The following is a 25,969-nucleotide window of genomic DNA, read 5'->3' as shown; positions in this document are numbered from 1 at the left end:
TGAGTGCAGCGGGGGTGTCGGCGCGGGCTGTGCGCGGCCGGGCGTTCCCGCTCGCCCCGGTGTCCCCGGCACCTTCGCTTAGGAGTACGGCATGACCCACGGCGACCATCTGACGCGCAGGCCGTACGTGGCGCTGCCGGCCCCGGAGTCGGTGCCGACCGTCGACGCGCGGCTCGCGTCCGCGCTCGGGCGGCCGCAGCACGGGGACTCCGCGGTGCGGCGCGTCGGGCAGTCGTTGCGCGGGCTGGCGTCGCCCGCCGCGAAGGAGGTCGTCGCGCAGAGCCGCGGCGGGCGTGAGGTGCGGTTGCCCGTGCCGGCGGGGCGGGTCATCGCCGTGACGTCCATCCGCGGCGGGGTCGGCAAGTCGACCGTGGCGGCGATGCTGGGGCGTACCTTCACGCGGTTGCGGCCCGATCCGGTGCTGACGCTGGAGGCGGACGCCGCGCTCGGCACGCTGGCCGTGCGGATGGGCGCCCCGTCGGTGCGCTGGTCGTGTCCGGAGCTGGCGCGGATCCTCACCCCCGCGATGGACCTGAACGACATCACCGGCTACCTCGTCCCCGTGCCCGACGGCGGGTGGCTGCTCCCCGCGAGCCAGGGGCGGGTGGGCCCGCCCCTGGACGTACCGACGTACCGGACCGTCTCGTTGGCGCTGCGCCGGCACTTCGCGGTGACGGTCGTCGACTGCGAGACGCTGCCGGGGGAGGTCGCCCGTACGGCGATGGACACCGCGCACGCCCGGGTGATCGTGGCGCCGCGGACCGCCGAGGGCGTCAACGGCACGCGGGTGGTGCTGGACTGGCTGTCGCGATTGCCGCACCGGGCGATCGACAGCACGGTCGTCGCGCTGACGTCGAACGCCCCGGACATGACGCTGGACCTGAAGACGGCCGTCGCGCACCTGCGGGAGCCCGGCGTGACGGTGCTCCCGCTGCCGTACGACCGGCACCTCGCGCAGGGTGGGCCCATCCGTACGGACATGCTGGCGCGGGCCACGCACGACGCGGCCGTCACCCTCGCCGGGGAGGCACTGCGGCGGTCCGTCGGCATGCGCTGAGGGGTCGGGTGGGTGCCGAGGAATCGGGCGGGGCTCTCGGGTCGGACATGGGCTGTCGGGTCGGGCATGGGCTGTCGGGTCGGGCATGGGCTGTCGGGTCGGGCATGGGCTGTCGGGTCGGACATGGGCTGTCGGGTCTGGCACGCGCTGTCGGGTCTGGCATGCGGCAGGGGGTCGGGCACGCGCTGACGTCGGGCGTGGGGCGGCCGGGGGCACGGGGCGCCGGGGGCGTCAGCCGCTGCCGCAGACCGGGGGGAGCCACGGGATGGTCTGGCGGTTGCGGACCCGGTCCAGGACGGCGAGCTGCTCCCCCAGCTGCCGGGGCTCGGCGAGGTAGCGCAGGACGGCCCGGTGGAAGGCGTCGCGCATCGCCGGGGGCATGGCGTCCGAGGCGTCCCAGCACCGCATGGTGCCCCGGCCGCGCAGGGTCGCGTCGATGCGGGTCGTCGTGCGGTCGTCGTCGTACGCGCCCCCTGGCACGGACCGGTTGGCGGTGAAGCCGAGTTGCGCCGTCGCCGGGTCGGCGAGGTGGCGGATCAGCGCCCGTGCCTCCGGGGTGTCGCGCAGCATGGCGGCGAGGTCCGCGGAGACCTCCCAGGCGGGCGCGCCGGCGCGGGCGCCGGGGACGACGGTCCGGGAGTGGACGTACTGTCCGCGCGCCGCGGTCCAGTGCTCGCCGTCGCGGACGAACGTCGCCTGGTGCTCCAGCCGTTCGTCGTCGCAGGCGGCCTCGGGGCCGCCCCACGGGTCCTGGAAGCCGGCGCGCAGCGCGGGCCCGACGCGCCGGACGTCCCCGGCGCCGACCAGGTCGCCCCACGTGGTCCACGCCTCGCGCACCCGGGGGTCGGTCCAGGACAGGTCGCCCGTGGCCCACTTCTGGTACACCTCCCAGCCGGCCTGCTGGAGCAGGACGTCCTCCACCCAGTCCGTGCCGGGCCAGCCGGAGGTGGCGCCCGACTCCATGGCCAGGCACCACTCGCGCGGGTTCCGCGCGATCCGGGCGACGTCGTCCTCCGCCAGGGCGCCGGGGTGCCACACCATGCTCTTCAGGTCGGCCTTCACCGGCACCCAGTGGACGCCGCCCGCCACCCGCGGCGCCCACATATCGGCGTAGTCGTCCGGGTCGAACAGGCCGTCCAGGGGCTTGAGCCGGTCGGCGGCCGCGTACGCGGCGAGTTCCCCGGGTCCCGGCATGATGACCACGTCGGGCGGGGTCCCGGCCTCCACGTCGGCGGCGAGCACCTGGCTCTCGGCGGAGCTGCCCTGGTAGATGACCCGGATGCGGTGCTCGCGCTCGAACGGGTCGAGGACCTGGGTGCGGAACCGGTCCCGGTCGCCGCCGGTCCAGTTGCCGAGGACGGTCACCGCGCCCTTCCAGCGGTGCGTCCACCACACGCCGGCGACGACGCCGCCGGCGACCAGGGCCAGGCACAGGGCGAGGACGGTGTACGTGCGGCGGCGGGTCATCGGCGCTCCCGGTGGCGGTACTCGGTGAGGCGCGGCAGCAGGCCGGCCGCGGACAGCGCCACCAGCGCCACCCCGGCGACGAGGATGCCGTCGGACAGCGACGCCCACAGCCCCGCGTCGGCGAGGTGTCCTTCGATGGTGGTCGCGGCGTGTCCGATGCCGGCGCCGGTGTGCCGGTCCCGCAGCTCGCCCACCGACGCGGTCGTGTCGCCGTGCGTGCCGAGCACGACCCTGGCCAGTGCCGCCGCGCCGACCGTCCACAGCACGGTCGCGGCGAGCAGCGGAGGGTTCACCGGGCGGCGGAAGCGGCGGCGGGCGAAGCGCTGGGCCTCCAGGAGGGCGCCGAGCAGCGCGGCGGTCAGGGCGGCGGCCGCGGCCCAGGTCAGGGTCATGGGCCGGCCGAACCGGGCCTGCCGTTCGGCGACGGCCAGTTGCTCGTCGCGCAGGTCGTCCAGGCGGCCCATGATGTCCTCGTCAGTGCCCGGGGCGTCCAGGACGCGGTCGGCGTACAGGAGGTAGGCGCCGCGCAGCGGGGAGTCGTCGGGCTCGCGGTTGGCCTGCTCGATCCAGCCGGAGTAGACGGAGATGAGCCCGGTCGCGGTCTGCAGGGTGCGGCGGCCGGGGAGGCCGGTGACGTTCTCGGACGCGGCGAGCGCGAGGGCCTGGTGGGCGACGGAGATCTGGGTGTGGAACCCGCCCGTCCCGGCCTCTTGGAGGCCGTCCTCCGGGACGGATGCGCGGGCCTGGCCGAGGGCGTGCTCGGCGGTGTCGACGGCGAGGACGCCGGGGGCGCTGGCCGTGGCGAGGCCGACGGCGTCGTGGTGCACGGCCCGGAAGGCGCCGAAGAGGACCAGCGTCGTGGCGGTGCCGAGCACCAGCAGCCACCGGAGTCTGCGGGTGAGGTCCCGCGTGGTGGTGCTCACGGCCGCTCCTGGAAGCGGTGACCGCAGCGCGGGCAGAAGCGGCCGGTCACCGGCGCCCGCGCCCCGCACGCCGGGCAGGGGACAGTGGCGGTACCGCCGCCACCGGCGGGGGCACCCGTGCCGGTACCGGCGGAGCCCGGCGGACCGCCCGGGCGGTCGACGGCGCCGGGGCGGTCGGCCCGGGCGCCGGGGCGGTCGGCCCGGGCGCCGGGGCGGTCGGCGGGGCCGGCGTCGTCGTCCGCTCCGGGGCCGTACGTGCTGTGGCTGCTGGCGGTGATGAGGTGCTCGAAGTCGATGGGCGCGAGGTCGGGACGGAGCCTGACCTGCCCGGTGGCCGCGTCGACGATCTCCACGAGCCGTGCGAAGTCGGCCAGGGGGCGGGCCGCGCCGACGGTGTGGGCGAGGCGGACGCCGTGCCCGAGGTGTTGTGCGGCCCGGTCGCGGTCGCCCCGCCGATAGGCGTCGGCGGCGGCCGCGACGGCCTGGCCGAGCTGCCCGAACAGCTGGAAGTGGGCGACCTGCGTGTCGGTGTGCCGGGACAGGGCCGGGTCCTCGGTCCAGTGGACGACGCACGGCTGGGGCGGTGGCAGGGCCACCCCCCGGGCGGCGCCGGGCAGGGCGAGCGAGACGACGGCCAGTTGCAGGTCCTCGCGGCGGGGCCGCCCGGCGGGGTCGGCGGCGAGGCACAGGTGGTAGCGGCGGGTCTCCTCGCCCCAGGCGCGGGTGGTGTAGCGGTACGGCCCGCCCGGTGCCGGCGGCTCGGCGGGCTCCAGGTCGGTCTCCGTGGGGAAGACCTGCTTGAGGTAGCGGACCGTCGTGCCGGGGACGGGCGTGACGTCGATGGCCAGCTCGGGGAGGCTCTTGGTGAGGAGCCGGGCGGTCAGCCTCTCGTACTCGGCGGGCAGGGCCGACTCCTCGCGCACGGCGCCGACCCCGCCGTGGAGCCGACGGGTGATCTTCAGCAGTTCCCGGGCGTCCCAGCCGTCGCCGATGCCCCAGGCGTCGCAGACGAAGCGGCCTTCGCAGGCGTCCAGGACGTCGTCGAGCGGCAGCAGTTCGTCGTGCTGGTTGCGGCCGTCGGTGAGCAGCAGGACGTGGCCGATCGGGGCGTCCCGGGCGGCGAGCAGCCGGCGGGCGAGGTCCAGCCAGGCGCCGATGCAGGTGCCCCCGGCGGCGACCAGGCCGTGGAGGGCCAGGTCGGCGCGGCGGCGGTGGCCGTCGGACGCCTCCGGCATCCCCTCCGTCGGGGGATACGCCATGGCGGCCGTCTCGGTGCCCTGCACGACGGCGAACGGCGTGCCGGTCGGCAGCATCCCGATCGCCGCGGCGGCCGCCTGGCGGGCGGCCCGGAACTTCTCCGGCGGCCACGTCATCGAGCTGGAGCAGTCGACGACCAGGACCTCCGCGAGCAGCGGGGCCGGGCGCGGAGCACCGTCCGCCCCGTCGCCGCCGCCGGCCGCGGTGCCGGTGGCGCCGGCCGCGCTGCCCGTGCCGTCGACGCGGACGGTCAGCACCACGTGCATCTCGTGCTCGCGCGCCTCGGCGGTCAGGTACTTCCACTGACTGATCTCCAGGCCGGCCGTCGCCGTCGCCGGGCCGTCGCCCGCCGTGCTCCCCGGTGTCATCCGTCGCGTCCCCCTCGTCGCGTCCCCGTGGTGGCGTCACCGCCGTCGTGTCACCGCCATTGCGCCTACGTCATTGCGTCAACGCCGCCGTGGCACTGTCGCGGTTCGCGCCCTCGTCGTGCTCCTCGTCCTCTCCTGCGGCTCCCTCACCCCGGGGCCGCCGTCGCCCTCCGCCTCCGCCACCCCGTCGGCACGAGCCGCAGACGGGGTTCGGGCAGGGCGGCGTAGGCGCGGTCCAGCAGGTCAGCGCGGGTGTCCCCGTCCTGCGCCCGGTCGGCGAGGTTTCGCAGGGAACGGGAGAGCAGCTCACGCAGGGCCCGCTCGTCGTCCCGCGGTCCGAGCAACTCCCCCACCGGGAAACCGGGTCCCCAGCCGCCCGGCGGGCGGCAGGCCAGGGCGTTCTCCCGCACCTCCGTGACCAGGCGGTCCCAGGCGGCGTCCCGCTCCCCCGCGCGACCCATCTCGTCGAGCCGGGCGACCGCCTCGCGCAGGGTGGCCGCCGTGGGGCCGCCGTCGGGCAGGCGGCCGGCGAGCACCCGTACGGCGGCGACGCGGGCGGCGTCGTGGTGGCGGGACGTCGTGGGCACCCCGTCGAGGACGGCGACGGCGCCCTGCCGGTCGCCGCGCCGGAGGTGGGCGCGGACGAGCCCGAACGCCGCACTGCCCTGGGTGCGGTCGCGTTGCCAGACGGCCTCGTAGTAGTCCTCGTATCCGTCGGTCCGCCGCTCGTCGGCGGTGAGGTACTCGGCGCAGTGGCCGAGCGCCAGCTTGGGCGCCCACTCGCCGGGCAGCGCGGCGTACACGGCCGCGAACTCCTCCTCCGCCGCCCGTACGTGGCCCTCGGTCAGCCGCAGGAGCCCGCGGTGCCAGGAGACGCGCCAGTCGTACTCCCCCGCGCCCAGCCCCTGCGCGGCGTGCAGCCACCGTCCGGCCTCGGTGGGGTCGCCGGCGTGCGCGTAGGCGCGGCAGAGCCAGAGGGCGGCCTCGGCGGTGGCGAGGGCCGGGTCGCGGCGGGCCTGCTCGGCGATGCGCGCGGGGCTGTCGGCGGCGAGCCCGGCGAGGAGTACGGCGGCCGGGTCGCCCGGGTCGGGGATCGGGACGGGCAGGCCCCGGGCGGCCTCCCGCGGGTCGGGCGGCGCCAGGGGCAGCGGCGGCGGCCCCCCGGCCGCACCGCCGGCGCCGGTGGTCGTGGCGCCGCTCGCGCCGGTGGTCGTACCGCCCGTGTGCCGGGCCGGGGCGCCCGTCGGGTCGCCGGGCGGGCCGGTCGTGGCGCGGGTCGGGCCCCCGCTCGGGCCGGTCGTGGCGCCGGGGCCGGCTGCCCTCGCGCGGCGGTCGCCGGCCGGGGCGCGGCCGTCGCCGGCGGGGTCGAGGCCGTCGGTGGCCGGGTCGCGGCGGTCGGTGGTCCAGTGCTCCAGGGCCGGGACGGTGCCGAGCGCCGAGCCGAAGAGCACGGCCGTGGGGGCGAACCGGGTCGAGCGCTCGGGGTACGGCTCGTGCCAGGTGAGCGCCTGGTGTTCGCGCAGGACCTCCCACAGCTGACGGGACATCTCGGCCGCGGAGGTGAAGCGGGCCGCCGGGTCGGGGTGGGTCGCGCGCCGGACCAGCGCCTCGAAGGAGCGGGCGGCGAGCCCGGAGGCGGGCGCGGCGCGGGTGGCGAGGGCCTGGAGGGTCCGGCCGACGGTGTACAGGTCGGTGTCGATCCGGAAACCCCGCTGGTCGCGCTCCCGCTTGGGCGGGGCGTAGTCACGGGTGTAGACGAGCCCGGAGGTGCGGTCGTCGACGCGGCGGACGGCGCCCAGGTCGATGACCTTGATGTCGCGGCCGTAGTGGATGACGTTGTCCGGCTTCATGTCGCAGTACAGCAGGCCCTGTTCGTGGAGGTACTCCAGGGCGCCGAGGATCTTGCAGCCGTAGGTGACGACATGGTCGATGCCGAAGGGCCGGCCGAAGACGGCGGTCAGCTCCTCGTCGGGGGCGTAGCGGATCCAGGCCAGGGAGCGGCCGGCGATGTACTCCATGACGATGTAGCCGGTGGGCTCGTCCTCGCCGGGCGCCTGGTGCTGGACGAAGGTGATGATGCGGACGATGTCGCGGTGGTGGAGCGTGGTGAGCGAGCGGCGCTCCTCGACGGCCGCGCGGCGGGCGACGGCGTCGCTGGTGTTGATGAGGCCCTTGAGGACGACGAGGTGGTCGGGGACCTTGGTGTCCTCGGCAAGGTAGACCCAGCCGAGGCCGCCCACCGCGAGGTAGCCGAGGACGCGGTAGTGGCCGCCGACCTCGTCGCCGGGGCGCAGCCGGGGCTCGAAGGAGTAGGGCCGGCCGCACTCCGGGCAGAAGCCGTGGTCCGGGGCGGGTTCGCCGTCGTAGCCGATGCCGATGGTGCCGGTGCAGTTCTGGAAGCCGCAGCGGCGGCCGCCGGTGGGCGGTCGGGCGGTGGTGCCGGCGGCGGTCCCGGGGTCGGGGGCGGGGATGTGCGGGAGCAGGACGAGGCCGTCCCGGTCGAGGGCGGCGGCGCTGCCCCCGGGCCCGTACGGGGCCGGCCCGGGTCCGGTTCCGGGCCGGGGCCCGGAGGCGTCGGGGCCCGGGCCGGCGGAGCCGGCTCCGCGGGTCGGCCCCGCGGAGTCCGGGCGGGTGCCGGACCGGCCGGGCGCGGACCGGTCGGGCGGCGTCGGGTCCGGGGCGGTGGGTGTCGGTGCGGCCGGCGGGCGGCGGTGGCAGGTGTCGCAGAAGCCGGTGACCATCACCGCGCCGGAGCAGCCGGCGCGCGGGCAGGGCACCGGTCGGGGGCTGGTCATGCGGGCGCCGCACCTCCCCGCTCGCGTCTCTCCGGGCCGCGGTCGTCCCGGAGGAGCCGCTCCCGGTCACGGTCGCCCCGCTCCCGCGCCTCCCGGTGGCGGTCGTCCCGGAGGAGCCCCTCCCGGTCGCTGTCGCCCCGAACGGGTCCCTCCCGCTCCCGCCCCTCCCGCTCGCGTCGCTCCCGGTCGCGGCCCTCGACGAGCCGCGTGTACGCCTCGACCGCCTCCTCCGCCGCCCGGACGTCGCACGGCCTGGCGCGCAGCAGCCGGTGGGCCCGGCGGTGGTGCTCGTCCACCTCCAGGTCCTCCCCTCCCTCGGTGACGCCCTGGTGCAGGGCGCGGTAGCCGTCGAGCCGGCCGACGAGCTCCCCGCGACGGCGGCACAGGGCGTCGAGCCGGTCGGCCGCCGCGGTCAGGCGGGCGGACAGCCGGTCGGTGAGCCGCTCGAACGCGGCGAGGTCCGGCCCGTCGGCCACGCCGGCGAGCTCCTGGGCGCAGCTGAGGATGTGGAGGGCGCCGCCCGCCCGGTACAGGGCGTCGTGGACGGCCTGCGGGTCGTCGGTCCGTACGGTGGCCATGGCGTCGCCGAGGCTCTCGGCGAGCGGCCCGGTGAGCCGGCGCAGCCGGGCGACGAGACGGGCGCAGCGCTCCTGCTCGGGGCGGACGACGAGGTCGGTCCAGGCGCGTTCGTAGCAGGGGCCGGGTTCGCGGAAGACCAGCAGGAGGCGGCTGCCGCGAGCCCTGAGGACGGTGAGGAGGTCGAGCAGGGCGGGCGGGTCGACGGCCTGGTCGACGCCGACGAGGACGAGGGTGAGGGGGACGCCGCCCGTCCTGATCCGGTCGGTGGCGGGGTCGGCCGGGTGCTGCCACAGGCCCATGCGTTCGGCGATCCGCTCGGCGATGCGCTCGGCGGTGGAGTCGGCGGCGTCCAGGGCGAGGTCGTGGCCGCCGGCGGAGGGGACGGTGCCGGGCGGGTCGAGCGAGGCCCGGTCGACGGAGGCGGTGGTGCGTAACTCCCGGTCGGCGAGGGTGATGGCGCGGCGCAGGGTGACGGCGCGGGCGTGGTCGCCGGGCCGCACCAGGCTGATCTTCACCTGGTCGCCGTCGCCGCGCAGCCAGTCGGCGAGGCGCTGGGCGAACGGCTCGTCGAGGGCGGGCCCGGGGGGCTCTCCGGTACGGGAGCGGAGCCGGTCGTCGACGGCGGTGCGGCCCAGGGTCCAGGCGGCGACACCCGGCAGGTGCCGCACGATGGTCTCGGCGGGGCTCATGAAGGAGAAGGAGTTGCCGTGCCGGTCGCGCAGGCCGGTGAGGACGATGCCGATGACCTTGCCGGTCGCGTCGTCCACCACCCCGGCGCCGCTGCACCCGGGGCCGGCCAGTTCGCCGGGGGTCTGCGGGCCCAACTGGACCTGCCCGTCTCGCCCGCAGCCGCCGATGATGGTGGCGCGGAACCAGATGCCGCCGTTGTGCTCGTAGGGGAAGCCGTACATCCGCACGGTGCGGTGGGGTGCGGAGAGCCGGTGCAGGGAGACCGGTTCGTGGGCGGGCCGGGGGTGTTCGAGCCGCAGCAGGGCCACGTCGCCGCTGGGGTCACCGTCGGCGTCACGGGTCTCCGGTACGTACGCGTCCGGGTCGGCCCAGGCGGTGACGGCGGGGACGGCACCGCCGGGGGCGCCGACGAACTCGGCGGTCACGCGTGCCCGGGGGTCGACGACATGGGCGCAGGTGAGGACCCGGTCGGGGCTCAACAGGACGCCCGCGCCCGCGATCTCGCCGTTCTCCCAGCGGATGCGGACGGCCCAGGGCGGGGTCTTCGAGGACGGGTTCGAGGAAGGATCGGCGCTGACACCCCCGGCGGCCACCATGGTGCGAAACTATACGCGCGGGGCCCTCTCCTGCCCCATACTTGACGGACGGCGATGACGGCACTGACGGTCGCGCCGGCGGCGGGGGACGGCGACGTACGGGGGTGCGGGATGTCGGACGGTCAGGACTTCGTGGGGCTGGCCGAGGTGGTCCGGCACATCCGCGGGGAGTTGGAGAAGGCGCGCGACGACGCCGAGGGCCGCCCCCTGGGGTTCACGGTGGAGAAGGTGAACCTGGAGTTCTCGGTGCAGGTGCACCGGTCGGGCTCGGGTCGCGGCGGGCTGCGCATCGGCGTGGTCACGGCCGAACTGGGCGGCCAGATCGACCGCCAGACGACCCATCAGGTGCAGGTCGAGCTGGTTCCGGAGTACGAGGGCGGACGCCTGCGCGTCGCCCGGGGCACCCCGCCCCGCCCGTCCGGCTCCTGAGGGGGCCTTCCGCTAGGCCGAGCGCTTGCGGGTGGTGCTCTTCTTCGCGGTCGTCTTGCCCGTCGACTTGCCGCCCGTCCCGGCCGCCGACTTGCGGGCGGAGCCCGCCGCGGCCTTCCCGCCGGTCGCCTTGGCCGCCGTACCGCCCGCCTTGTCGGCCGCCGTGCCGGTCGCCTTGGCGGCCGCCTTGCCGGTGGTCTTCCTCGCCGTGCCGCCCGTCGTCTCGCGTTCGGTGGCCTTCTTCGCCGCCGTCCGGCCCGTCCTCGCCGTGGACTTGCGGGCCGGTGGCTCCTCCGCCTCCTTGGCCGTCCGCGCCGTCGACTTCCGCGCACCGCCCTGTTTGGGGGCGCTCCGGGCACGGGGCGGGGTCCTGCGGGAGGGCAGTTCGGTGACGGACGCCGACTCCCCGCCGCCCCCCTCGCCGCCGGGCCGCGCGTCCGCGTCCGGGCCGGGCTCCCCCGCCGACCCGGTGCCCGACTCCTCGCCGCGCGCCTCGCGGGCCGCCCGCACACTGCTCTCCAGGGCCGCCATCAGGTCGATCACCTGGGCGCCCTTCTCCGGGCCCGTCTCGCGCGGGGCCTCCCAGCCGCCCTCCGCCTTGGCGGCGATGAGCTCCTCCACGGCCGAGCGGTAGTCGTCGTGGAGGGTCTCGATGTCCACCTCGCCGAGGGTGTCCATCAGGGCGTCGGCGAGGTCCAGCTCGGCCTCGCGGACGGTGACGGACGTCTCCGGCGCGACGCCCTCCGGGTGGCGGATCTCGTCCGGCCACAGCAGACCGTGCATGGCGATCACGTCGTCGACCACCCGGAGCATGCCGAGCCGTTCGCGGCCGCGCAGCGCGAACTTCGCGATGGCGACCCGCTCGCTGCGCTTGAGCGCCTCGCGCAGCAGCGTGTACGGCTTGGCGGCGGGAACGCCGTTCGCGGCGAGGTAGTAGGCGGCGTCCATCTGGAGCGGGTCGATCTGGGAGGCCGGTACGAACGCGACGATCTCGATGGTCTTCGCCGTGGGCAGCGGCAGGGAGGCCAGGTCCTCGTCGGTGATCGGGATCATGGTCCCGTCGGCCTCCTCGTACGCCTTGCCGATCTCCGCCGAGGGGACCTCCTCGCCGTCCAGCTCGCACACCTTGCGGTAGCGGATGCGGCCGCCGTCCTCGGTGTGGACCTGGCGGAAGGAGACCGACCGGTTCTCCGTCGCGTTCACCAGCTTGATGGGGATGCTGACCAGCCCGAAGGAGATCGCCCCGTTCCAGATGGACCGCACGGTTCGTCCCTTTCGTACCGGAATCGTGGGATTCTCATCTTATGACGCCGATCACGGAGGTGGAGGGGCGGCGCCTCCCGCTCAGCAACCTGGACAAGGTCATCCACCCCGCCACGGGCACCACCAAGGGCGAGCTCCTGCACTACTACGCGACCGTCGCCGAGGCGCTGCTGCCGCACCTGCGGGACCGGCCGCTGTCCTTCCTGCGCTACCCGGACGGCCCCGACGGCCAGCTGTTCTTCACCAAGAACCCGCCGCCCGGCACGCCCGACTGGGTGAGGACCGCGCCCGTCCCCCGGACGGAGGACCCGGGTGCCCGCCAGGTGGTGGTCGAGGACCTCCCGTCGCTGATGTGGGCGGCGAACCTGGTGGTCGAGTTCCACACCCCGCAGTGGCGGGCGCGGGAGCCGGCCGTCGCCGACCGGATGGTCTTCGACCTCGACCCGGGCGCCCCCGCCACCGTCGTCGAGTGCTGCCGCGTCGCGCTGTGGCTGCGCGAGCGCCTCGCCCGGGACGGCCTGACCGCGTACGCGAAGACCTCCGGCGCCAAGGGACTGCACCTGTACGTGCCGGTCGAGCCGACGCCCTCGGAGACGGTGTCCGCCTACGCCCGCCGGCTCGCGGTCGAGGCCGAGGCCGAGCACCCGCGGCACGTCGTGCACCGGATGGCGAAGGCGCTGCGCCCCGGCAAGGTCTTCGTCGACCACAGCCAGAACGCCGCCGCGAAGACCACCGCCGCCCCCTACACCCTGCGCGCCCGCCCCGCCCCGACCGTCTCCACGCCCGTGACCTGGGAGGAGGTCGAGGCGTGCGGCGAGCCGGGCGCCCTCGTCTTCCTCCCGGACGACCTGCCCCCGCGCGTCCGGCGGTACGGCGACCTCCTGCGCCCCCTGGTCGACCACGCGGGCGCGGGGCCGGTGCCGGAACCGTGAGGGCGCCGGTCGTCCCCCCCGTCCGGGTGGCGCTCGCCCGTACGGTGGGCACCCTGCCGCGCGACCCCGGGCGCCTGGCGTACGAACCGAAGTTCGACGGCCACCGGATGGTGCTCTTCCGGGGCGCGGGCGACGAGGTGGCCCTCCAGGCGCGGTCGAGCCGCCTGGTCACGGCCGCCTTCCCGGACCTCGCGGCGGCGGCGCTGGCCCTGCCCGAGGGGACCGTCCTCGACGGGGAGGTCGTCGTGTGGACCGGCGGCCGGACCGACTTCGCCGCCGTACAGGGCCGGGCCGCGGCCACCCCGGGCCGGGCGCCCGCGCTGGCGAGGCGGCTGCCCGCCTCGTACGCCGCCTTCGACGTGCTCGCGGCGGACGGCGTCGACCTGCGCCCGCGCCCGTACGCGCGGCGGCGCGAACGGCTGGTCGACCTGCTGGACGCGCTCGGCCCGCCGCTCCAGGCGGTACCGATGACGACCGACCCGGACACCGCCCGGGACTGGTTCGACACCCTGCCCGGCATCGGGGTCGAGGGGCTGGTCGTCAAGCGGCTCGACGAGGCGTACAAGGGCGGTGCGCGCGCGTGGCGCAAGCTGCGGCACACCGACACGCGCGACGCGGTGGTGGTCGGCTTCACCGGTCCGGCGCAGCGCCCGGCGGCCCTCGTGCTGGTCCTGCCCGACGACGACACCCCGGTCGTCTCCAGCCCCCTCACCCCGCCGCTGCGCGCCCGCGCGGGTGCGGTACTGCGGACCCTGCCCGCCGGCGAGGGCGGCACGGCGACGGCGGTGGGGCTGGGCGAGGTGGCCTACCGGTCGGTGCCGCCCGCGCTGGAGGTGGAAGTCGCCCAGGGCACCACCCGCCACACGGTCACCACGGTGCTGCGTCTCAAGGAGGGGGGTGGGGGCGGTGGTTGAACGCCCGGCGACGGCCGCCCTGAGGCCACCGGCAGGGGTGCCGGTACGCGCGTCGGCAAGGGTGCCGGCGGGCACGTCGGCAGGGGTGCCGGTACGCGTGTCGGCAGGGGTGCCGGCGGGGCGGGGAGGACGGGGGCCGGCCAGCGCCCGCACGGCTGTCGGACCCGGCGCCGGCACGGGTGTCGGCGCGGGGCCGACCCGGCGCCGGCACGAGCGCGGGCGGGGGTGTCCGCGGGGCCGTCCGGGGCGTTTCGGGGCGGAGGGCTGGCCGGACGATAACCGGGCAGAGAACAGAGGAAAAGGGGCGTGGACACGTGTCCGGAGCGTGTCCGGGGCGTGTCCGATTGCCGGGGCATCGCCGTACGCGGTGTGGTGCACTATTGCCCCCAAGTGCAGGGTTCACGGGGAGGGAAGGCATGTTCACGGGGATCGACGAAGTCGACTGGGCCTCGCTGGGTCATGCCTACGGCCCGGCCGACGACGTGCCCGCGCTGCTGCGCGGACTGGCGTCCGACGACCCGGCGGAGCGCGAGACGGCGCTGGACGGGATGTACGGCACGGTGCACCACCAGGGCGACGTGTACGACTCGACGCTGGCGTGCATCCCGTTCCTGCTGGAGCTCGTGGCCTGCCCCGAGGTGCAGGACCGCGGCTGCGTGGTGGAGCTGCTCGCCAGCATCGGCGGCATCGACCTGTCGGGCGACGACGAACTGCAGGAACTCGACCCTGAGGACGAGGAGTTCGAGGACGCCGCCAACTACGCGATGGCCGCCGCCGCGGTCGCCGCGGGCGCGGACGTCTTCCTGGCACTGGTCGGGGACGGGGACCGGGAGGTCCGCCTGGCCGTGCCGGGCGCGCTGGCCTCCCTGCACGGCGACCCCGTCCGGGTCCTCGACCTGCTGCGGGAGCGGCTGACGGTCGAGACCGACACCGAGGTGCGCCTGGCGCTGGTCGAGGCCGTCGGCCGGATCGCCCTGCGGTACGAGTCGCTGCGCGACGAGACGGCCGGCTGGCTGAGCTGGCTGTCCGGGGCGGCGCAGGACCCCGCCCTGCGGCTGGCCGCCCTGGCCCAACTGGCCCGCTGCGCGCCCGGCCGGCTCCCCGAGGACGTCGTACGGACCGTCACCGCGCTCCTCGCGGAGCTGCGGCAGGCCGGACCCGGCCGGCGCGCCGGTGCGGACGGCCCCGGTCCGGGCTGTCCGTGCGGTCCCGGCGGCGGCGGCCCGGCCGCGGCGGCCGGAGGCCCTGGCCGCACCCCGCTCAACTTGCCTGCCAACGCGTTTAATTCGGCCAACTCCTGGGCCGCGCCGGGTGTACGCGACGCGTTGGCCGCGTCGCACCCCGTGCACCCCGCCCAGCCGGCGGAGACCGCCGATCTGCGCCCCGCCGCGCCCACCCTCGTGGGGCAGCCGCGCGAGCCGCGCGAGGAGCAGCGGGCGGGCCGCGGCGCGGCGTGGGCGGACGACCTGCTCCGCACGCTGCACGGCGCCCTCGACGACCGGGTCGACGACCGCATCGCCCTGATCACCGCGCAGCTGCGCAGCCCGGACGGCGCCCAGCGGACCGACGCCGTGTGGATGTGCGGCGGTCTCGTGCGCACCTGGCGCGGTGGGTACGACGAGGTGGTGCGGCTCGTCGGGGAGCAGCTGCACGCCCCGGAACCCCGGCTGCGGGCGGCGGCGGCGAGCTGGCTGGAGGGGTTGTTCGCGCTGGCCGGGCCCGCGACGGACGACCTGGCCGCGCGGGTCGCGGAGGATCCGGCGCCCTGGGCGACGGAGTGGATGGGCGGCCGGCCCGGTTCGGCGGGCGCGCTGCTCGCGCTGACCCGGGCCGGGGACGCGCGCGCCGTGCCGACGCTGGCGCGGGCGCTGGAGCGGCCCGAGACGGACGGCCGCCTGCTGTACGCGATCCCCCACCTGGGCGAGGCGGGGGCCGCGCTGGTACCGGCGCTGCGCCGCCGACTCGGCGCGCTGCCGCTCGACGACGACCTCGGCGAGCGGTCGGCGCCGCTGCTGCTGGCGCTGGCGGGGTGGAGAGCGGTCGAGGCGCTGCCCGAGGTGCTGCGGGTGCTGCGCGGGGCGCCGGCCGTCCGCCGCGAGTGGGTGCTGGAGTCGGCGCTGCGGGCGGTCGCCGCGTTCGGCCCGGCGGCCCGGGAGGCGGTCGCGGACGTGCGACCGCTGCTCGACGACCCCCGCGCCGGGACGGCGACGGCCGCCGCGCGGGCGCTGTGGGCGGTCGAGGGTGACGCCGGTGCCGTCCTGCCCCGGCTGCGGTCGCTGCTGCTGGCGCCGGACGCGCACGACCGGCGGGCCGCGGCGTGGGTGCTCGGGGCGTTCGGCGGGTCGGCCCGCGCGGCCGCGCCGGAGCTGCGCGCCTGCCTGACGGCGCGGGACGTCTGGCTGCGCGTCGACGCGGCGGCGGCGCTGTGCCGGGTGACCGGGGACCTCGGGGAGGCGCTGCCGGTGCTCCTGGCCGCCTGGCGGGAGAACCGCCACACCCGGATCGACGTCGCCGAGTGCCTCGCCGAGCTGGGGCCCGCGGGCCGTGCGGCGGCGGAGGCCCAGCCGCTGCTGCGCGCCGAGCTGGCCCGTACGCGGCGGCACAACGTCTCGGCGGGCGTCTCCGGCGACCACGACATCCACCAGGACGAACGGCTGCTGGAGCTGTGCCGGCGGGCGCTGGGCGACCCGGCGACGGAGGCACCCGAATGATCGTCTTCGGTACCAAGGGGTACCTGTACCACCTGGCGACGGTGACCCTGGTGTGCGGCGGCTGCGGCAACCCCACGGCGCACGCGGTGCGCCGCCGGGTCACGAAGTTCACGCTGTTCTTCGTGCCGCTGTTCCCCGTCTCCACGTCGTACCGGACGCAGTGCGCGTTCTGCGGCGTCGAGCGCAAGGTCACCGCCGCGGAGGCGGAGCGGCTCGCCGGGCCGGGCGGCGTCCGGGGAGGCGGCTCCCACCAGCGGTGACGCGACCGCGCTCGGGGCAGGGCAGGTACGGGCACGGGGGCAGGCCCCGACTCGGAGTCGGGTACCGGCTCGGAGTCGGGTACCGGCTCGGAGTCGGGTACCGGCTCGGGGGCACGTAGGGCACGGGGTCGGTATCGGGCTCCGGCTCGGGCTCCGGCCCCACGCGGCCGGCAGGGCGCCGGCTCGGTCGGCAGGGTGCCGGCCCCAGGTGTGGGGCGGCTGTTACACGGTCGAGGGTCCGCCGCAACGCCCGCCGCCTACCGTGGGCGCAGCGCCCCGACGGCCCCCTCCGCCCCCGGCGGACGGCGGCCGTGTCGCGGACGAAATAGGGTCGGGGCAGAACCGTCGACTGGAGCACCGGAACCACCGTGACCCCGCACCGCAGCCGCCGCACCGCCGTGCGCGCCGCCACCCGCCTGGTACCGCTCGCCGCGGCCGCCGCGCTGCTCGTGCCGCTGACGGGGTGCGGGAACGCCGGCGAGCTGAGGAGCGCGGGCGCCACCCCCACGGCCGTGGGTCCGGTGCGGCTGTGGCCCGACCTGCCGCCGGTGACGGCCCCGCCGATCGACTACGGCGAGAGCGACACCCAGCGGGTGCCCGGGGTGCGGGTGCCGGACGGCGACGTCCGCGCGGTCGACCCGGTCGCGGTGGTACGCGCCGAGGTGGACGCCCACCCCGACCAGTACAGCGGCTCCGACGGCATCGACGACGGGACGGCACGCGCGATCCGCGGGTGCGCCGGCGCGCCGAAGGCCTGCCCGGTCCTCAAGCCGTACTACCGGGACCTGACCGGTGACGGGAAGGACGAGCTGATCGTCGGCATCACGATGCCCGACCAGCTGGTCGCGGTGCGCTGCTACCTGCCGGAGGACGGCGGGCTCACCCGCATCATGGCCACCGTCGAGCAGCTGGTGAGCGTGGAGCTGGCGGGCCGGGACCTGATCCTGCGGGCGGTGTCGGCGGGCATCCCCGGTTACGAGTACCGCACCGCCTGGTCGTGGGACGCGCAGCAGCGGACGATGCTGCCGGCGCGCGACGAGATCGTCCGGGTGAAGCCGGACCCGCCCCGGCCCGCCGCCCCGCCGGAGGCCGATCCGGAGGCCGATCCGGAGCACGCGCCGGAGGCCGATCCGGAGGGCGAGCAGGAGACCGCGCCCGGTACGGGCACCGCCCCCGGGCCGACGCCCGGGGCCGGGGACGCGGAAGCCGGGGATGCCGGGGCCGGGCGCGCGGGGGCCGGCCGGTGAGCGCCACGCGCCGGCCGCGGGCCGGACGGGTGCGGGGCGTGCCGCGGCGCCCGGCGTGGACGGCGACCCTGACGTGGAAGGCCGCGGTCTTCATCACACTCATGTGCTGCGCGCTGGCGGCGCTGCTCGGCGCGCTGGTGCACGTGTCGGTGACGCGGCAGACGGTGGACACGTCCCGCGAGAAGGCGCTGTCCCGGCTGGAGGACGTGACGCGTGCGTACGAGGCGGGGGAGCCGCTGCCGCCGTTCGCGGCCGTCGACCCGGTCGGGCTGCCGCCGTCGCTGCGGGGCCTGGCGGCGCGGGGCGAGCGCGGCACGATGGTCGCCGACCACGAGGGCCGGCCCACGATGTGGGCGGCGGGCCCGGCTGACGGGCGGGCGCTGGCCGTACGGGTGGACTACTCGCTCAGCGCGCGCACCATCAGCGGGCTCGACCAGGCGATCCTCGGGTCGTCGGTGCTGGCGATCGGGGCGACGCTGCTGGTCGGCTGGTTCGCGGTCACCCGGGTGACGCGGCGGCTGCACCTCACCGCGCAGGTGGCCCGGCGGATCAGCGCGGGCGACCTGGACGCGCGCGTCAACGACCCGCGCACCAAGGACCCGACGCGGCCCCAGGACGAGGTGGCGACGGTGTCGGGGGCACTGGACACGATGGCGTCGTCGCTCCAGGGGAAGCTGCTGAGCGAGCAGCGGTTCACGGCGGACGTGGCGCACGAGCTGCGCACCCCGCTGACGGGCCTGTCGGCGGCGGCCGAGCTGCTGCCGCCGGGCCGGCCGTCGGAGCTGGTGCGGGACAGGGTGCGGGCGATGCGGGCGCTGACGGAGGACCTGCTGGAGATCTCGCGGCTCGACACGCGCAGCGAGACGGTGGACCTCGACGTGTACGCGCTGGGGCCGCTCACCGAGCGCGCGGTGCGGGCGTCGGGCACAGGGACGACCGTGCGGGTGGTGCGGGACGCGCGGGTGGAGACGGACCGGCGGCGGCTGGAGCGGGTTCTCGGCAACCTGCTGGCCAACGCCCACAGGCACGGCCGCGCCCCGGTGGAGGTCACCGTCGACGGGCCGGTGGTGACGGTCCGGGACCACGGCGAGGGGTATCCGGCGTACCTGCTGGAGCACGGGCCGCAGCGGTTCCGCACGGAGAGCGGCAGCAAGGGGCACGGGCTGGGGCTGACGATCGCCTGGGGGCAGGCGGCCGTCATCGGCGCGGAGCTGACCTTCGGCAACGCGCCGGACGGCGGCGCGCAGGCCCGGCTGACGCTGCCGGAGTACACGGACCTCGACGCCGACGGCGACGACGCGCCCCCCGGCGGCTGACCCGCCACCACGGACGGGGCGCCACCGGACGGAGCGTCACCGGACGCGCGCCACCAGGCGGGCCGCCACGGGGCGGGGCTCCACTGGGCGGGGCTCCACGGGGCGGGGCTCCCCCGGACCGGGCGTCACCGGACCGGGCGCGGGATGGCCCGACATGACCATGATGCAACCCGACATAAGGGACATAGCACTTTTATCTTGCTACGTTGCCCTCCATGACCGCAGCGACCCCGGACCCCGCGCCGCCCCGGGTGCGCCTGCCGAAGCGCCGCGGTGTCGAGCTCTCCCTGCTGGTCTGCGCCGTGCTGTGCTCCGTCCTCGGCTACGCCGACGTCGGCCTGGCCCACAGCGGCGCCGTGCCGCCCGACGTCGCCGGGTACGGCGCCGGGCTCGGGCTGCTGGCGCTGGTCGCGCACCTGGCGGTGCGGTTCGCCGCCCCGTACGCCGACCCGCTCCTGCTGCCCATCGCCGCCCTGCTGAACGGGCTCGGGCTCGTCCTCATCTACCGGCTCGACCTGGAGACCCCGGCCGACCGGGCGGCGCCGACGCAGCTGGTCTGGTCGGCGCTCGGCTTCGCGCTCTTCGCGGCCGTGGTGGTGTTCCTGCGCGACCACCGGCTCCTCCAGCGGTACGCGTACGTGTCGGTGGCCGCCGCGCTCGCCCTGCTGGCCGTACCGATCCTCTTCCCCGCGGTGAACGGCGCCCGCATCTGGATCCGGGTCGGCGGACTGTCCTTCCAGCCGGGCGAGTTCGCGAAGATCCTGCTCGCCGTCTTCTTCGCCGCCTACCTGGCCGCCAACCGCACCGCGCTCGCGCACACCGGCCGCACCCTCGGCCGTGTGCGGCTGCCGGCCGGGCGGGTGCTCGGACCGGTCGTGGCGATCTGGCTGACCAGCGTCGGCGTGCTCGTCCTGGAACGGGACCTCGGCACGTCGCTGCTCTTCTTCGGCCTGTTCGTCATCCTGCTGTACGTGGCGACCGGCCGCACCGGGTGGATCGCCGTCGGCCTGCTCCTCGCGTGCGTCGGGGCGTTCGTGGTGGGGACGCTCGAACCGCACGTGCACGGGAGGGTGGAGGACTGGCTGCACCCCTTCGCCTCCATCGAGGCGGGCCGCGGCCCCGGGCAGCTCGCGCAGTCGCTCTTCGCCTTCGCGGCGGGCGGGATGTTCGGCGCGGGCCTCGGCCTCGGACACTCGGCGCTCATCGGCTTCGCCGCCAAGTCCGACTTCATCCTCGCCACCGCGGGAGAGGAGCTGGGGTACGTCGGCCTGACCGCGCTCTTCCTGCTGTACACGCTGCTCGTCGCCCGCGGCTACCGCTGGGGGCTGGCCCTGCGCGACCCCTTCGGGCGGCTGCTGGCGATCGGGCTGGCGTCCATCCTCGCCCTCCAGGTGTTCGTCATCGCGGGGGGCGTGACGGGGCTGATCCCGCTGACGGGGATGGCGATGCCCTTCCTCGCACAGGGCGGCTCGTCCGTCGTCACCAACTGGATCATGGTGGCGCTGCTGATCCGCGTCAGCGACTCCGCCCGCGCCCCCGGCGCGCCGGTCGACGGCACCGTCGACGAGCGCGCCGACGGCACCTCCGCCGTGGGCGGGGCGGGCGGCGGGGCCGGCACCGCGGGCACCGCGCCGCCCGCACAACCGGAGGACGCCCGGTGACCCTCCCCCGCGACCTCGACCTGGCCCGGCCCGGCAGCACCCGCACCGTCCGGCGGGCCGCCGCCCTGTGCCTGCTGCTGCTCGTCGCGCTGCTGGCGAACGCGGCGCGCGTACAGGTCCTCCAGGCCGACCGCCTCGACGACAACCCGGCGAACCGGCGCACCGTGCTGTCCCGGTACGCCGCACCGCGCGGCGACATCCTCGTCGACGGGCGGCCGGTCACCGGCTCCAAGGACACCGGCCAGCTGCTGCGCCACGAACGCACCTACACCGACGGGCCGCTGTACGCCCCCGTCACCGGCTACGCCTCGCAGACGTACGGCACCACGCTCGTCGAGGACGCCGAGGACGCCGTCCTCTCCGGCACCAGCCCGAGCCTCTCCCCGCTCCCCCTGTGGAGCGACATCAGCCGCGGGCGGCCGCCCGGCGGCCACGTGGCCACCACCATCGTCGGCGCGCTCCAGCAGGCCGCGTTCCGCGGCCTGTCGGGGCGGCGCGGGGCGGTCGTCGCGCTGGAGCCGTCGAGCGGACGCATCCTCGCCCTGGTGTCGAGCCCGTCGTACGACCCCGGGGTGCTCTCCGGCACGGGCAGCGAGGTCGCCACGGCGTGGGCGCGGCTCAACACCGCGCCGAGCCGGCCGATGCTCAACCGGGCGCTGCGGCAGACCTACCCGCCCGGCTCCACCTTCAAGATCGTCACGGCGGCGGCGGCCCTGGACGCCGGGGTCGTCACGGACCCCGACGCCCCGACCGGCACCCCCGACCCGTACGTGCTCCCCGGCACCCGCACGGTGCTGCCGAACGACGCCACGGGCTGCGGCGACGCCTCGCTGGCGTACGCGATCCGCTGGTCGTGCAACACGGTGATGGCCCGGCTCGGGGTGCGGGTCGGGCTGCCGGGCATGCTGGAGGCGGTCCGCAGGTTCGGCTTCAACGACCCCGGCCTGCGCGTGCCGTCCCGCGTGGCCCCCTCCAACTTCGACACCGGCATGACCCCGGACCGGCTGGCCCTGTCCGCCATCGGCCAGTACGACACGACGGCGACGCCGCTGCAGATGGCCATGGTCGCGGCGGCGGTCGCCAACGGCGGCGAGCTGGCCCACCCGTACCTGGTGGACTCGACGACCACGGCGGACGGCGGGCTCGTCGGGCGGACCCCGCGCCGCACCTACGCGCGCGCCATGGAGCCCACCACGGCACGGGTGCTGCGGGGGCTGATGGTGGACGTGGTCGAAGGCGGCTCGGGCAGCAACGCGGCCATCGAGGGCGCCGAGGTCGGCGGCAAGACGGGCACCGCCCAGCACGGCGTGGGCAACCTGGGCACGCCGTACGCGTGGTTCATCGGCTGGGCGCGGGCGACCGGGGCGGCCCGGCCGGCGGTGGCGGTGGCGGTCGTCGTGGAGGACGCGTCGGCCCGGCGGGAGGACATCAGCGGGGGCGGCAGCGCGGCGCCCATCGCCCGGACGGTGATGGAGACGGCGCTGGCGTCCGCCGCCCGCGACTGACCGCACGGGCGGCCGGGGTGCCAGTGGGGCGGCTGGCGGCTGGTTCCGGGCGGGCGGAGGGCGGCCGGGGTGCCAGTGGGGCGGCTGGCGGCTGGTTCCGGGCGGGCGGAGGGCGGCCGGGGTGCCAGTGGGGCGGCTGGCGGCTGGTTCCGGGCGGGCGGAGGGCGGCCGGGGTGCCAGTGGGGCGGCTGGCGGCTGGCGCGCCGCCGCCCCCGTACCGCTACTTCTCCAGGGCCGCGCCCAGCGCCGTGGCGCCCTCCGCGAGGACGTCCTCCGCCGGGACGCCCTCCGCCTCCGCGCCGTCCGCGACGGCCTGCGCGACCTCGGCGACGCGCTCGGCCTCCTCGGCGGCGAACCGCTCGGCGTCGAGCCGCTCCGCGATCTCCTCGTCCTCCGCCATCAGCAGGTCGAGGTTGGAGTCACCGAGGTCGAAGACGCCCATGTCCAGGTACGCCTTCTGCAGTCGCTCGCCCCACAGGCCGATGTCCTTGACGCACGGCACGATCCGGCTGAACAGCAGCTTCCGGAAGAGCTGCAGGAACTCCGACCGCTCCGACATCTCCTCGGCCTCCCGCTTCGGGATGCCGAAGTTCTCCAGCACCTCGACGCCGCGCAGCCGGTCGCGCATCAGGTAGCAACCCTCGATGACGAAGTCCTCGCGCTCGCGCCGCTCGGCGTCGGTGAGCTGCCGGTAGTAGTCGCGCAGCGCCATCCGGCCGAACGCCACGTGCCGGGCCTCGTCCTGCATGACGTAGGCGAGGATCTGCTTGGGCAGCGGCTTCTTCGTCGTGTCGCGGATCATGCCGAACGCGGCGAGCGCGAGCCCCTCGATGAGCACCTGCATGCCGAGGTAGGGCATGTCCCAGCGGGAGTCGCGCAGGGTGTCGCCGAGCAGTGACTTGAGGTTGTCGTTGATCGGGTACAGCATCCCGATCTTCTCGTGCAGGAAGCGGCCGTACACCTCGGCGTGGCGGGCCTCGTCCATGGCCTGGGTGGCGGAGTACAGCTTGGCGTCCAGGTCGGGGACGGCCTCGATGATCCGGGCGGCGCACACCATGGCGCCCTGCTCGCCGTGGAGGAACTGGCTGAACTGCCAGGCCGCGTAGTGGCGGCGCAGGTCGCCGCGGTCCTTCTCCGTCATCCGCGACCAGTGGCGGGTGCCGTGCACCGTCATGGCCTCGTCGGGGGTGCCGAGCGGGTCGTACGGGTCGACCTCCAGGTCCCAGTCGATGCGGCGGGTGCTGTCCCACTGCTTGTCCTTGCCCTTCTGGTAGAGGGCGAGGAGGCGGGCGCGCCCCTCGTCGTACTCCCAGGAGAAGCGGGCGGCGCCGGAGGCGGGGACCTGCCAGACGGGGGACCCCGGGTCGTTGGCGTACAGGTCGTGCGTCGACACAGGCGGCTCCTTCGCGTCGGCCCCAGGGTGCGGGCTGCGGGCTGCGGGCGGGGTGCGGATGCGGTACGGGTGTGGGTCGTGCTTCGGGTGCGCGGTGCGGGTTCGGGTGCGGGGTGCGGGGTGCGGGTGCGTGCTTCGGGTGCGGGGTGCGGTGCTGACGGGGGCAGCGTCCATCTTGCTAGACGTCGGGTCAACAAGTCGCGCCGGGGGGATTGACGGGCTTACTGACAGGCAGTCTCATAAGGGTGCGACCGCAGAACCCGAAAGCCGACTGCGAGGTGGCCGAGACCATGACGACCGTGTCCGAACCCGATCTGCGCCTGCTGCGCGACGCGCTGGGCCCGCTGCGGGACCGCGAGCAGGTCGCCGCGCGGCTGCTGGAGTCCTCCGCCAAGCACTCCTTCGACCCCGACACCGAGCTCGACTGGGACGCGCCCTTCGAGGACGGCAAGTGGTTCTGGCCGCCGGAGCTGGTCTCCCTCTACGACACCCCCCTGTGGCGACGGATGTCCGAGGAGCAGCGGATGGACCTCGCCCGCCACGAGGCGGCGTCCCTCGCGTCCCTGGGAATCTGGTTCGAGATCATCCTCATGCAGCTGCTGGTGCGGCACGTCTACGACAAGTCCGTGACCAGCAACCACGTCCGCTACGCACTCACCGAGATAGCGGACGAGTGCCGCCACTCGATGATGTTCGCCCGGCTCATCCAGAAGGGTGAGGCCCCGGCGTACCCGGTGCCGCGCGTCTACCACAACATGGCGCGCGTGCTGAAGACGGTGTCGACGACGCCGGGGTCGTTCGCGGCGACGCTGCTGGGCGAGGAGATCCTCGACTGGATGCAGCGCCTGACCTTCCCCGACGAGCGCGTCCAGCCGCTGGTGCGCGGCGTGACCCGCATCCACGTCGTGGAGGAGGCGCGGCACGTCCGCTACGCCCGCGAGGAGCTGCGCCGCCAGATGGTCACGGCGCCCCGCTGGGAGCAGGAGTTCACCCGGATCAGCTGCGGCGAGGCCGCCCGCGTCTTCTCCGTCTGCTTCGTCAACCCGCGGGTCTACGAGAACGTGGGCCTCGACCGCCGCGAGGCCGTCGCCCAGGTCAGGGCGAGCGGCCACCGCCGCGAGGTCATGCAGTCCGGCGCCCGGCGCCTGACCGACTTCCTCGACGACATCGGCGTGCTGCGCGGGGTCGGGCGGCGGCTCTGGCAGAGCTCCGGACTGCTCGCGTGAGCGCGGCGGGCGGCCGGCCCCGGCGCCCTGACACCGGCTGCGCCGACGGGGTTACGCTGCGGGCATGACCCGTGCCGCCACGCCCGCCACGCCCGCGTACCGACGGCTGAGCGTCGAGGAGCGGCGTACGCAGCTCCTCACCGCCGCGCTGTCGCTCTTCGCGCACCACGCGCCCGAGGAGGTGTCGTTGGACGACGTCGCGGAGGCGGCCGGGGTCTCCCGGCCGCTGGTCTACCGGTACTTCCCGGGCGGCAAGCAGCAGCTGTACGAGGCGGCGCTCCGCTCGGCGGCGGACCGGCTGGAGCTGTGCTTCGCGGAGCCGGCCGACGGCCCGCCCACCGAGCGGCTCGCCCGGGTCCTCGACCGGTACCTGCGCTTCGTCGACGAGCACGACGCCGGGTTCAGCGCCCTCCTCCAGGGCGGCAGCGTCGCCGAGACGTCCCGGACGACGGCGATCGTGGACGAGGTGCGGCGGGCCGCCGCCGAGCAGATCCTCGTCCACCTCGACGTGCCCGACCCGGGGCCGCGGCTGCGGATGATGGTGCGCACCTGGATAGCGGCCGTCGAGGCGGCCTCCCTGATCTGGCTGGACGAGGACAAGTGCCCGCCCGCGGCACAGCTGCGCGGCTGGCTCGTCGACCACCTCGTGGCCCTGCTGACGGCCACCGCCGCGACCGACGCGCAGACCGCGCGGGTGGTGGCGGCGCTGCTCTCCCTGGAGACCGCCGAGGGGCCGGTCGGCACCCTCGCCCGCCGGGTGGTGCCCGTGGTGGGCGGGGCCGCCCACCTGCTGTGACACTGGTGCGGTGCGAACCGAGAACACCCCCTTCCACGGCGGCCCCCTGGACGGCCGGGTCCTGCCGGTGCTGACCGGCCCCACCGGCCATCCGCCGAAGTGGTACGAGGTCCCCGTCCCCGACGAGGGCGGCGGCCCGCCCACCGTCCACGCCTACCGCCGCGAGCCCGCGGGCCACTCCCCCCGGCTCGGCCTCCAGCGCGGCTGGAAGTACGTCTACGAGCCGGCCGGGCGCGAGCGGCGCGGCCTGACGTGGCCCTGGTCGAAGCCGGAGCGGCGGGACGGACCGGAGCGGCCCTCCTGAGCGCGGGCCCCGGTGGCGGAGGACGGCCGGCGCGCTCCCCCGCAGGGGCGGACGGGTTGACCCGTTCGGCCCCATAGTCGTTTCATCCCCACATCTGACGAACCATCATCACTGCGTCCCTTGACCGGAGGTGGTGGCATGTCGATCGGCAGGGTTGCGCCGTACCGCGCGAGCGCGGCGGACCGGCGGGCGGTGGCGGTCCGGCGGGCGGTGGCGGTCCTCGCGCTCGCCTCGTCGCTCGCCCTCACCGCCCCCGCGCCCCCCGCGGCGGCCGTCCCGG

Annotated in this window: 20 protein-coding genes; 13 read left to right on the top strand and 7 right to left on the bottom strand. The window is 76.2% G+C overall.

Translation table 11 applies throughout. The features are described 5' to 3' along the window. Window positions 1-91 precede the first annotated feature (91 nt). Window positions 92-1,057, top strand: coding sequence for a type VII secretion protein (locus NRO40_RS20460; protein WP_058943380.1), 966 nt, complete (start codon window positions 92-94; stop codon window positions 1,055-1,057). Between the two features lie 231 nt (window positions 1,058-1,288). On the opposite strand, the gene NRO40_RS20455 is transcribed toward NRO40_RS20460, so the two are convergent. From NRO40_RS20455 to NRO40_RS20435, 5 genes are all read right to left on the bottom strand, one after another. After that, complete coding sequence (locus tag NRO40_RS20455) at window positions 1,289-2,524, bottom strand: ABC transporter substrate-binding protein (RefSeq protein WP_058943381.1); 1,236 nt, start codon at window positions 2,522-2,524, stop codon at window positions 1,289-1,291. Further along, a complete protein-coding gene (locus NRO40_RS20450) occupies window positions 2,521-3,447 on the bottom strand; it encodes a hypothetical protein (protein ID WP_058943382.1) in 927 nt (308 codons plus the stop codon). The genes NRO40_RS20455 and NRO40_RS20450 overlap by 4 nt, the downstream gene beginning before the upstream one ends. Continuing rightward, a complete protein-coding gene (locus NRO40_RS20445; protein ID WP_058943383.1) occupies window positions 3,444-5,072 on the bottom strand; it encodes a VWA domain-containing protein in 1,629 nt (542 codons plus the stop codon). Before NRO40_RS20445 ends, NRO40_RS20450 begins: the two co-directional genes overlap by 4 nt. A 146-nt stretch (window positions 5,073-5,218) precedes the next feature. Next, window positions 5,219-7,867 (bottom strand): serine/threonine-protein kinase, encoded by a 2,649-nt coding sequence (locus NRO40_RS20440; protein WP_257375464.1) that lies wholly within the window; start codon window positions 7,865-7,867, stop codon window positions 5,219-5,221. Continuing rightward, entirely contained in the window at window positions 7,864-9,732 is a 1,869-nt protein-coding gene (locus NRO40_RS20435) for a S1 family peptidase (protein WP_107115148.1), read from the bottom strand. Before NRO40_RS20435 ends, NRO40_RS20440 begins: the two co-directional genes overlap by 4 nt. Window positions 9,733-9,786: 54 nt before the next feature. Here NRO40_RS20435 and NRO40_RS20430 point away from each other — a divergent pair, with 54 nt between their 5' ends. Beyond that, on the top strand, window positions 9,787-10,161 hold the full coding sequence (locus tag NRO40_RS20430) for a trypco2 family protein (RefSeq protein ID WP_058943385.1): 375 nt from the start codon (window positions 9,787-9,789) through the stop codon (window positions 10,159-10,161). A 12-nt stretch (window positions 10,162-10,173) separates the two neighbouring features. On the opposite strand, the gene ku is transcribed toward NRO40_RS20430, so the two are convergent. Then, a complete protein-coding gene (gene ku, locus NRO40_RS20425; RefSeq protein ID WP_058943386.1) occupies window positions 10,174-11,424 on the bottom strand; it encodes a non-homologous end joining protein Ku in 1,251 nt (416 codons plus the stop codon). A gap of 41 nt (window positions 11,425-11,465) precedes the next feature. Here ku and ligD point away from each other — a divergent pair, with 41 nt between their 5' ends. The 8 genes from ligD (at window position 11,466) to NRO40_RS20385 (ending at window position 21,970) form a co-directional block, all read left to right on the top strand. Further along, the gene (gene ligD / locus NRO40_RS20420; protein ID WP_058943387.1) at window positions 11,466-12,356 is read left to right on the top strand and encodes a non-homologous end-joining DNA ligase; all 891 of its coding nucleotides are present in this window, start codon (window positions 11,466-11,468) and stop codon (window positions 12,354-12,356) included. Next, window positions 12,353-13,270, top strand: a complete 918-nt coding sequence (locus NRO40_RS20415) for an ATP-dependent DNA ligase (protein ID WP_257375463.1) — start codon at window positions 12,353-12,355, stop codon at window positions 13,268-13,270. The genes ligD and NRO40_RS20415 overlap by 4 nt, the downstream gene beginning before the upstream one ends. Before the next feature lie 416 nt (window positions 13,271-13,686). Further along, complete coding sequence (locus tag NRO40_RS20410) at window positions 13,687-15,981, top strand: hypothetical protein (RefSeq protein ID WP_058943388.1); 2,295 nt, start codon at window positions 13,687-13,689, stop codon at window positions 15,979-15,981. Continuing rightward, window positions 15,978-16,241 (top strand): zinc ribbon domain-containing protein, encoded by a 264-nt coding sequence (locus NRO40_RS20405; RefSeq protein ID WP_058943389.1) that lies wholly within the window; start codon window positions 15,978-15,980, stop codon window positions 16,239-16,241. Before NRO40_RS20410 ends, NRO40_RS20405 begins: the two co-directional genes overlap by 4 nt. A 368-nt stretch (window positions 16,242-16,609) precedes the next feature. After that, on the top strand, window positions 16,610-17,488 hold the full coding sequence (locus NRO40_RS20400) for a hypothetical protein (protein ID WP_408057032.1): 879 nt from the start codon (window positions 16,610-16,612) through the stop codon (window positions 17,486-17,488). After that, a complete protein-coding gene (locus tag NRO40_RS20395; protein WP_058943390.1) occupies window positions 17,485-18,804 on the top strand; it encodes a HAMP domain-containing histidine kinase in 1,320 nt (439 codons plus the stop codon). Before NRO40_RS20400 ends, NRO40_RS20395 begins: the two co-directional genes overlap by 4 nt. 215 nt (window positions 18,805-19,019) lie before the next feature. Next, window positions 19,020-20,465 carry an FtsW/RodA/SpoVE family cell cycle protein gene (locus NRO40_RS20390; protein ID WP_058943391.1) on the top strand — a complete coding sequence of 482 codons (1,446 nt, stop codon included), beginning with the start codon at window positions 19,020-19,022 and terminating at the stop codon, window positions 20,463-20,465. Further along, a complete protein-coding gene (locus tag NRO40_RS20385) occupies window positions 20,462-21,970 on the top strand; it encodes a penicillin-binding transpeptidase domain-containing protein (RefSeq protein ID WP_232791154.1) in 1,509 nt (502 codons plus the stop codon). The genes NRO40_RS20390 and NRO40_RS20385 overlap by 4 nt, the downstream gene beginning before the upstream one ends. Before the next feature lie 220 nt (window positions 21,971-22,190). Here the strand turns inward: NRO40_RS20385 and NRO40_RS20380 are convergent, their stop codons facing one another. After that, window positions 22,191-23,363 carry a ferritin-like domain-containing protein gene (locus NRO40_RS20380; RefSeq protein WP_058943392.1) on the bottom strand — a complete coding sequence of 391 codons (1,173 nt, stop codon included), beginning with the start codon at window positions 23,361-23,363 and terminating at the stop codon, window positions 22,191-22,193. Between the two features lie 290 nt (window positions 23,364-23,653). Here NRO40_RS20380 and NRO40_RS20375 point away from each other — a divergent pair, with 290 nt between their 5' ends. From NRO40_RS20375 to NRO40_RS20365, 3 genes are all read left to right on the top strand, one after another. Next, window positions 23,654-24,589: an AurF N-oxygenase family protein gene (locus NRO40_RS20375; RefSeq protein WP_058943404.1), complete on the top strand. Its 936-nt coding sequence runs from the start codon at window positions 23,654-23,656 to the stop codon at window positions 24,587-24,589. A gap of 64 nt (window positions 24,590-24,653) precedes the next feature. After that, complete coding sequence (locus NRO40_RS20370) at window positions 24,654-25,385, top strand: TetR/AcrR family transcriptional regulator (RefSeq protein WP_058943393.1); 732 nt, start codon at window positions 24,654-24,656, stop codon at window positions 25,383-25,385. A 10-nt stretch (window positions 25,386-25,395) separates the two neighbouring features. Then, entirely contained in the window at window positions 25,396-25,689 is a 294-nt protein-coding gene (locus tag NRO40_RS20365; RefSeq protein ID WP_058943394.1) for a hypothetical protein, read from the top strand. Window positions 25,690-25,969 lie beyond the last annotated feature (280 nt).

The organism is Streptomyces changanensis (assembly GCF_024600715.1).
Classification (GTDB): domain Bacteria; phylum Actinomycetota; class Actinomycetes; order Streptomycetales; family Streptomycetaceae; genus Streptomyces; species Streptomyces changanensis.
Note: the sequence above shows the minus strand (reverse complement) of the source record. Positions and strands in the feature narration are given on the sequence as shown.

Excerpts from the sequence above, each read along its gene's own strand:
- NRO40_RS20430 (WP_058943385.1), top strand. The coding sequence starts at position 9,787 with ATGACGGCACTGACGGTCGCGCCGGCGGCGGGGGACGGCGACGTACGG.
- ligD (WP_058943387.1), top strand. The coding sequence starts at position 11,466 with ATGACGCCGATCACGGAGGTGGAGGGGCGGCGCCTCCCGCTCAGCAAC.
- NRO40_RS20405 (WP_058943389.1), top strand. The coding sequence starts at position 15,978 with ATGATCGTCTTCGGTACCAAGGGGTACCTGTACCACCTGGCGACGGTG.
- NRO40_RS20370 (WP_058943393.1), top strand. The coding sequence starts at position 24,654 with ATGACCCGTGCCGCCACGCCCGCCACGCCCGCGTACCGACGGCTGAGC.
- NRO40_RS20460 (WP_058943380.1), top strand. The coding sequence starts at position 92 with ATGACCCACGGCGACCATCTGACGCGCAGGCCGTACGTGGCGCTGCCG.
- NRO40_RS20410 (WP_058943388.1), top strand. The coding sequence starts at position 13,687 with ATGTTCACGGGGATCGACGAAGTCGACTGGGCCTCGCTGGGTCATGCC.
- NRO40_RS20445 (WP_058943383.1), bottom strand. The coding sequence starts at position 5,072 with ATGACACCGGGGAGCACGGCGGGCGACGGCCCGGCGACGGCGACGGCC.
- NRO40_RS20435 (WP_107115148.1), bottom strand. The coding sequence starts at position 9,732 with ATGGTGGCCGCCGGGGGTGTCAGCGCCGATCCTTCCTCGAACCCGTCC.
- NRO40_RS20455 (WP_058943381.1), bottom strand. The coding sequence starts at position 2,524 with ATGACCCGCCGCCGCACGTACACCGTCCTCGCCCTGTGCCTGGCCCTG.
- NRO40_RS20390 (WP_058943391.1), top strand. The coding sequence starts at position 19,020 with ATGACCGCAGCGACCCCGGACCCCGCGCCGCCCCGGGTGCGCCTGCCG.
- NRO40_RS20440 (WP_257375464.1), bottom strand. The coding sequence starts at position 7,867 with ATGACCAGCCCCCGACCGGTGCCCTGCCCGCGCGCCGGCTGCTCCGGC.
- NRO40_RS20375 (WP_058943404.1), top strand. The coding sequence starts at position 23,654 with ATGACGACCGTGTCCGAACCCGATCTGCGCCTGCTGCGCGACGCGCTG.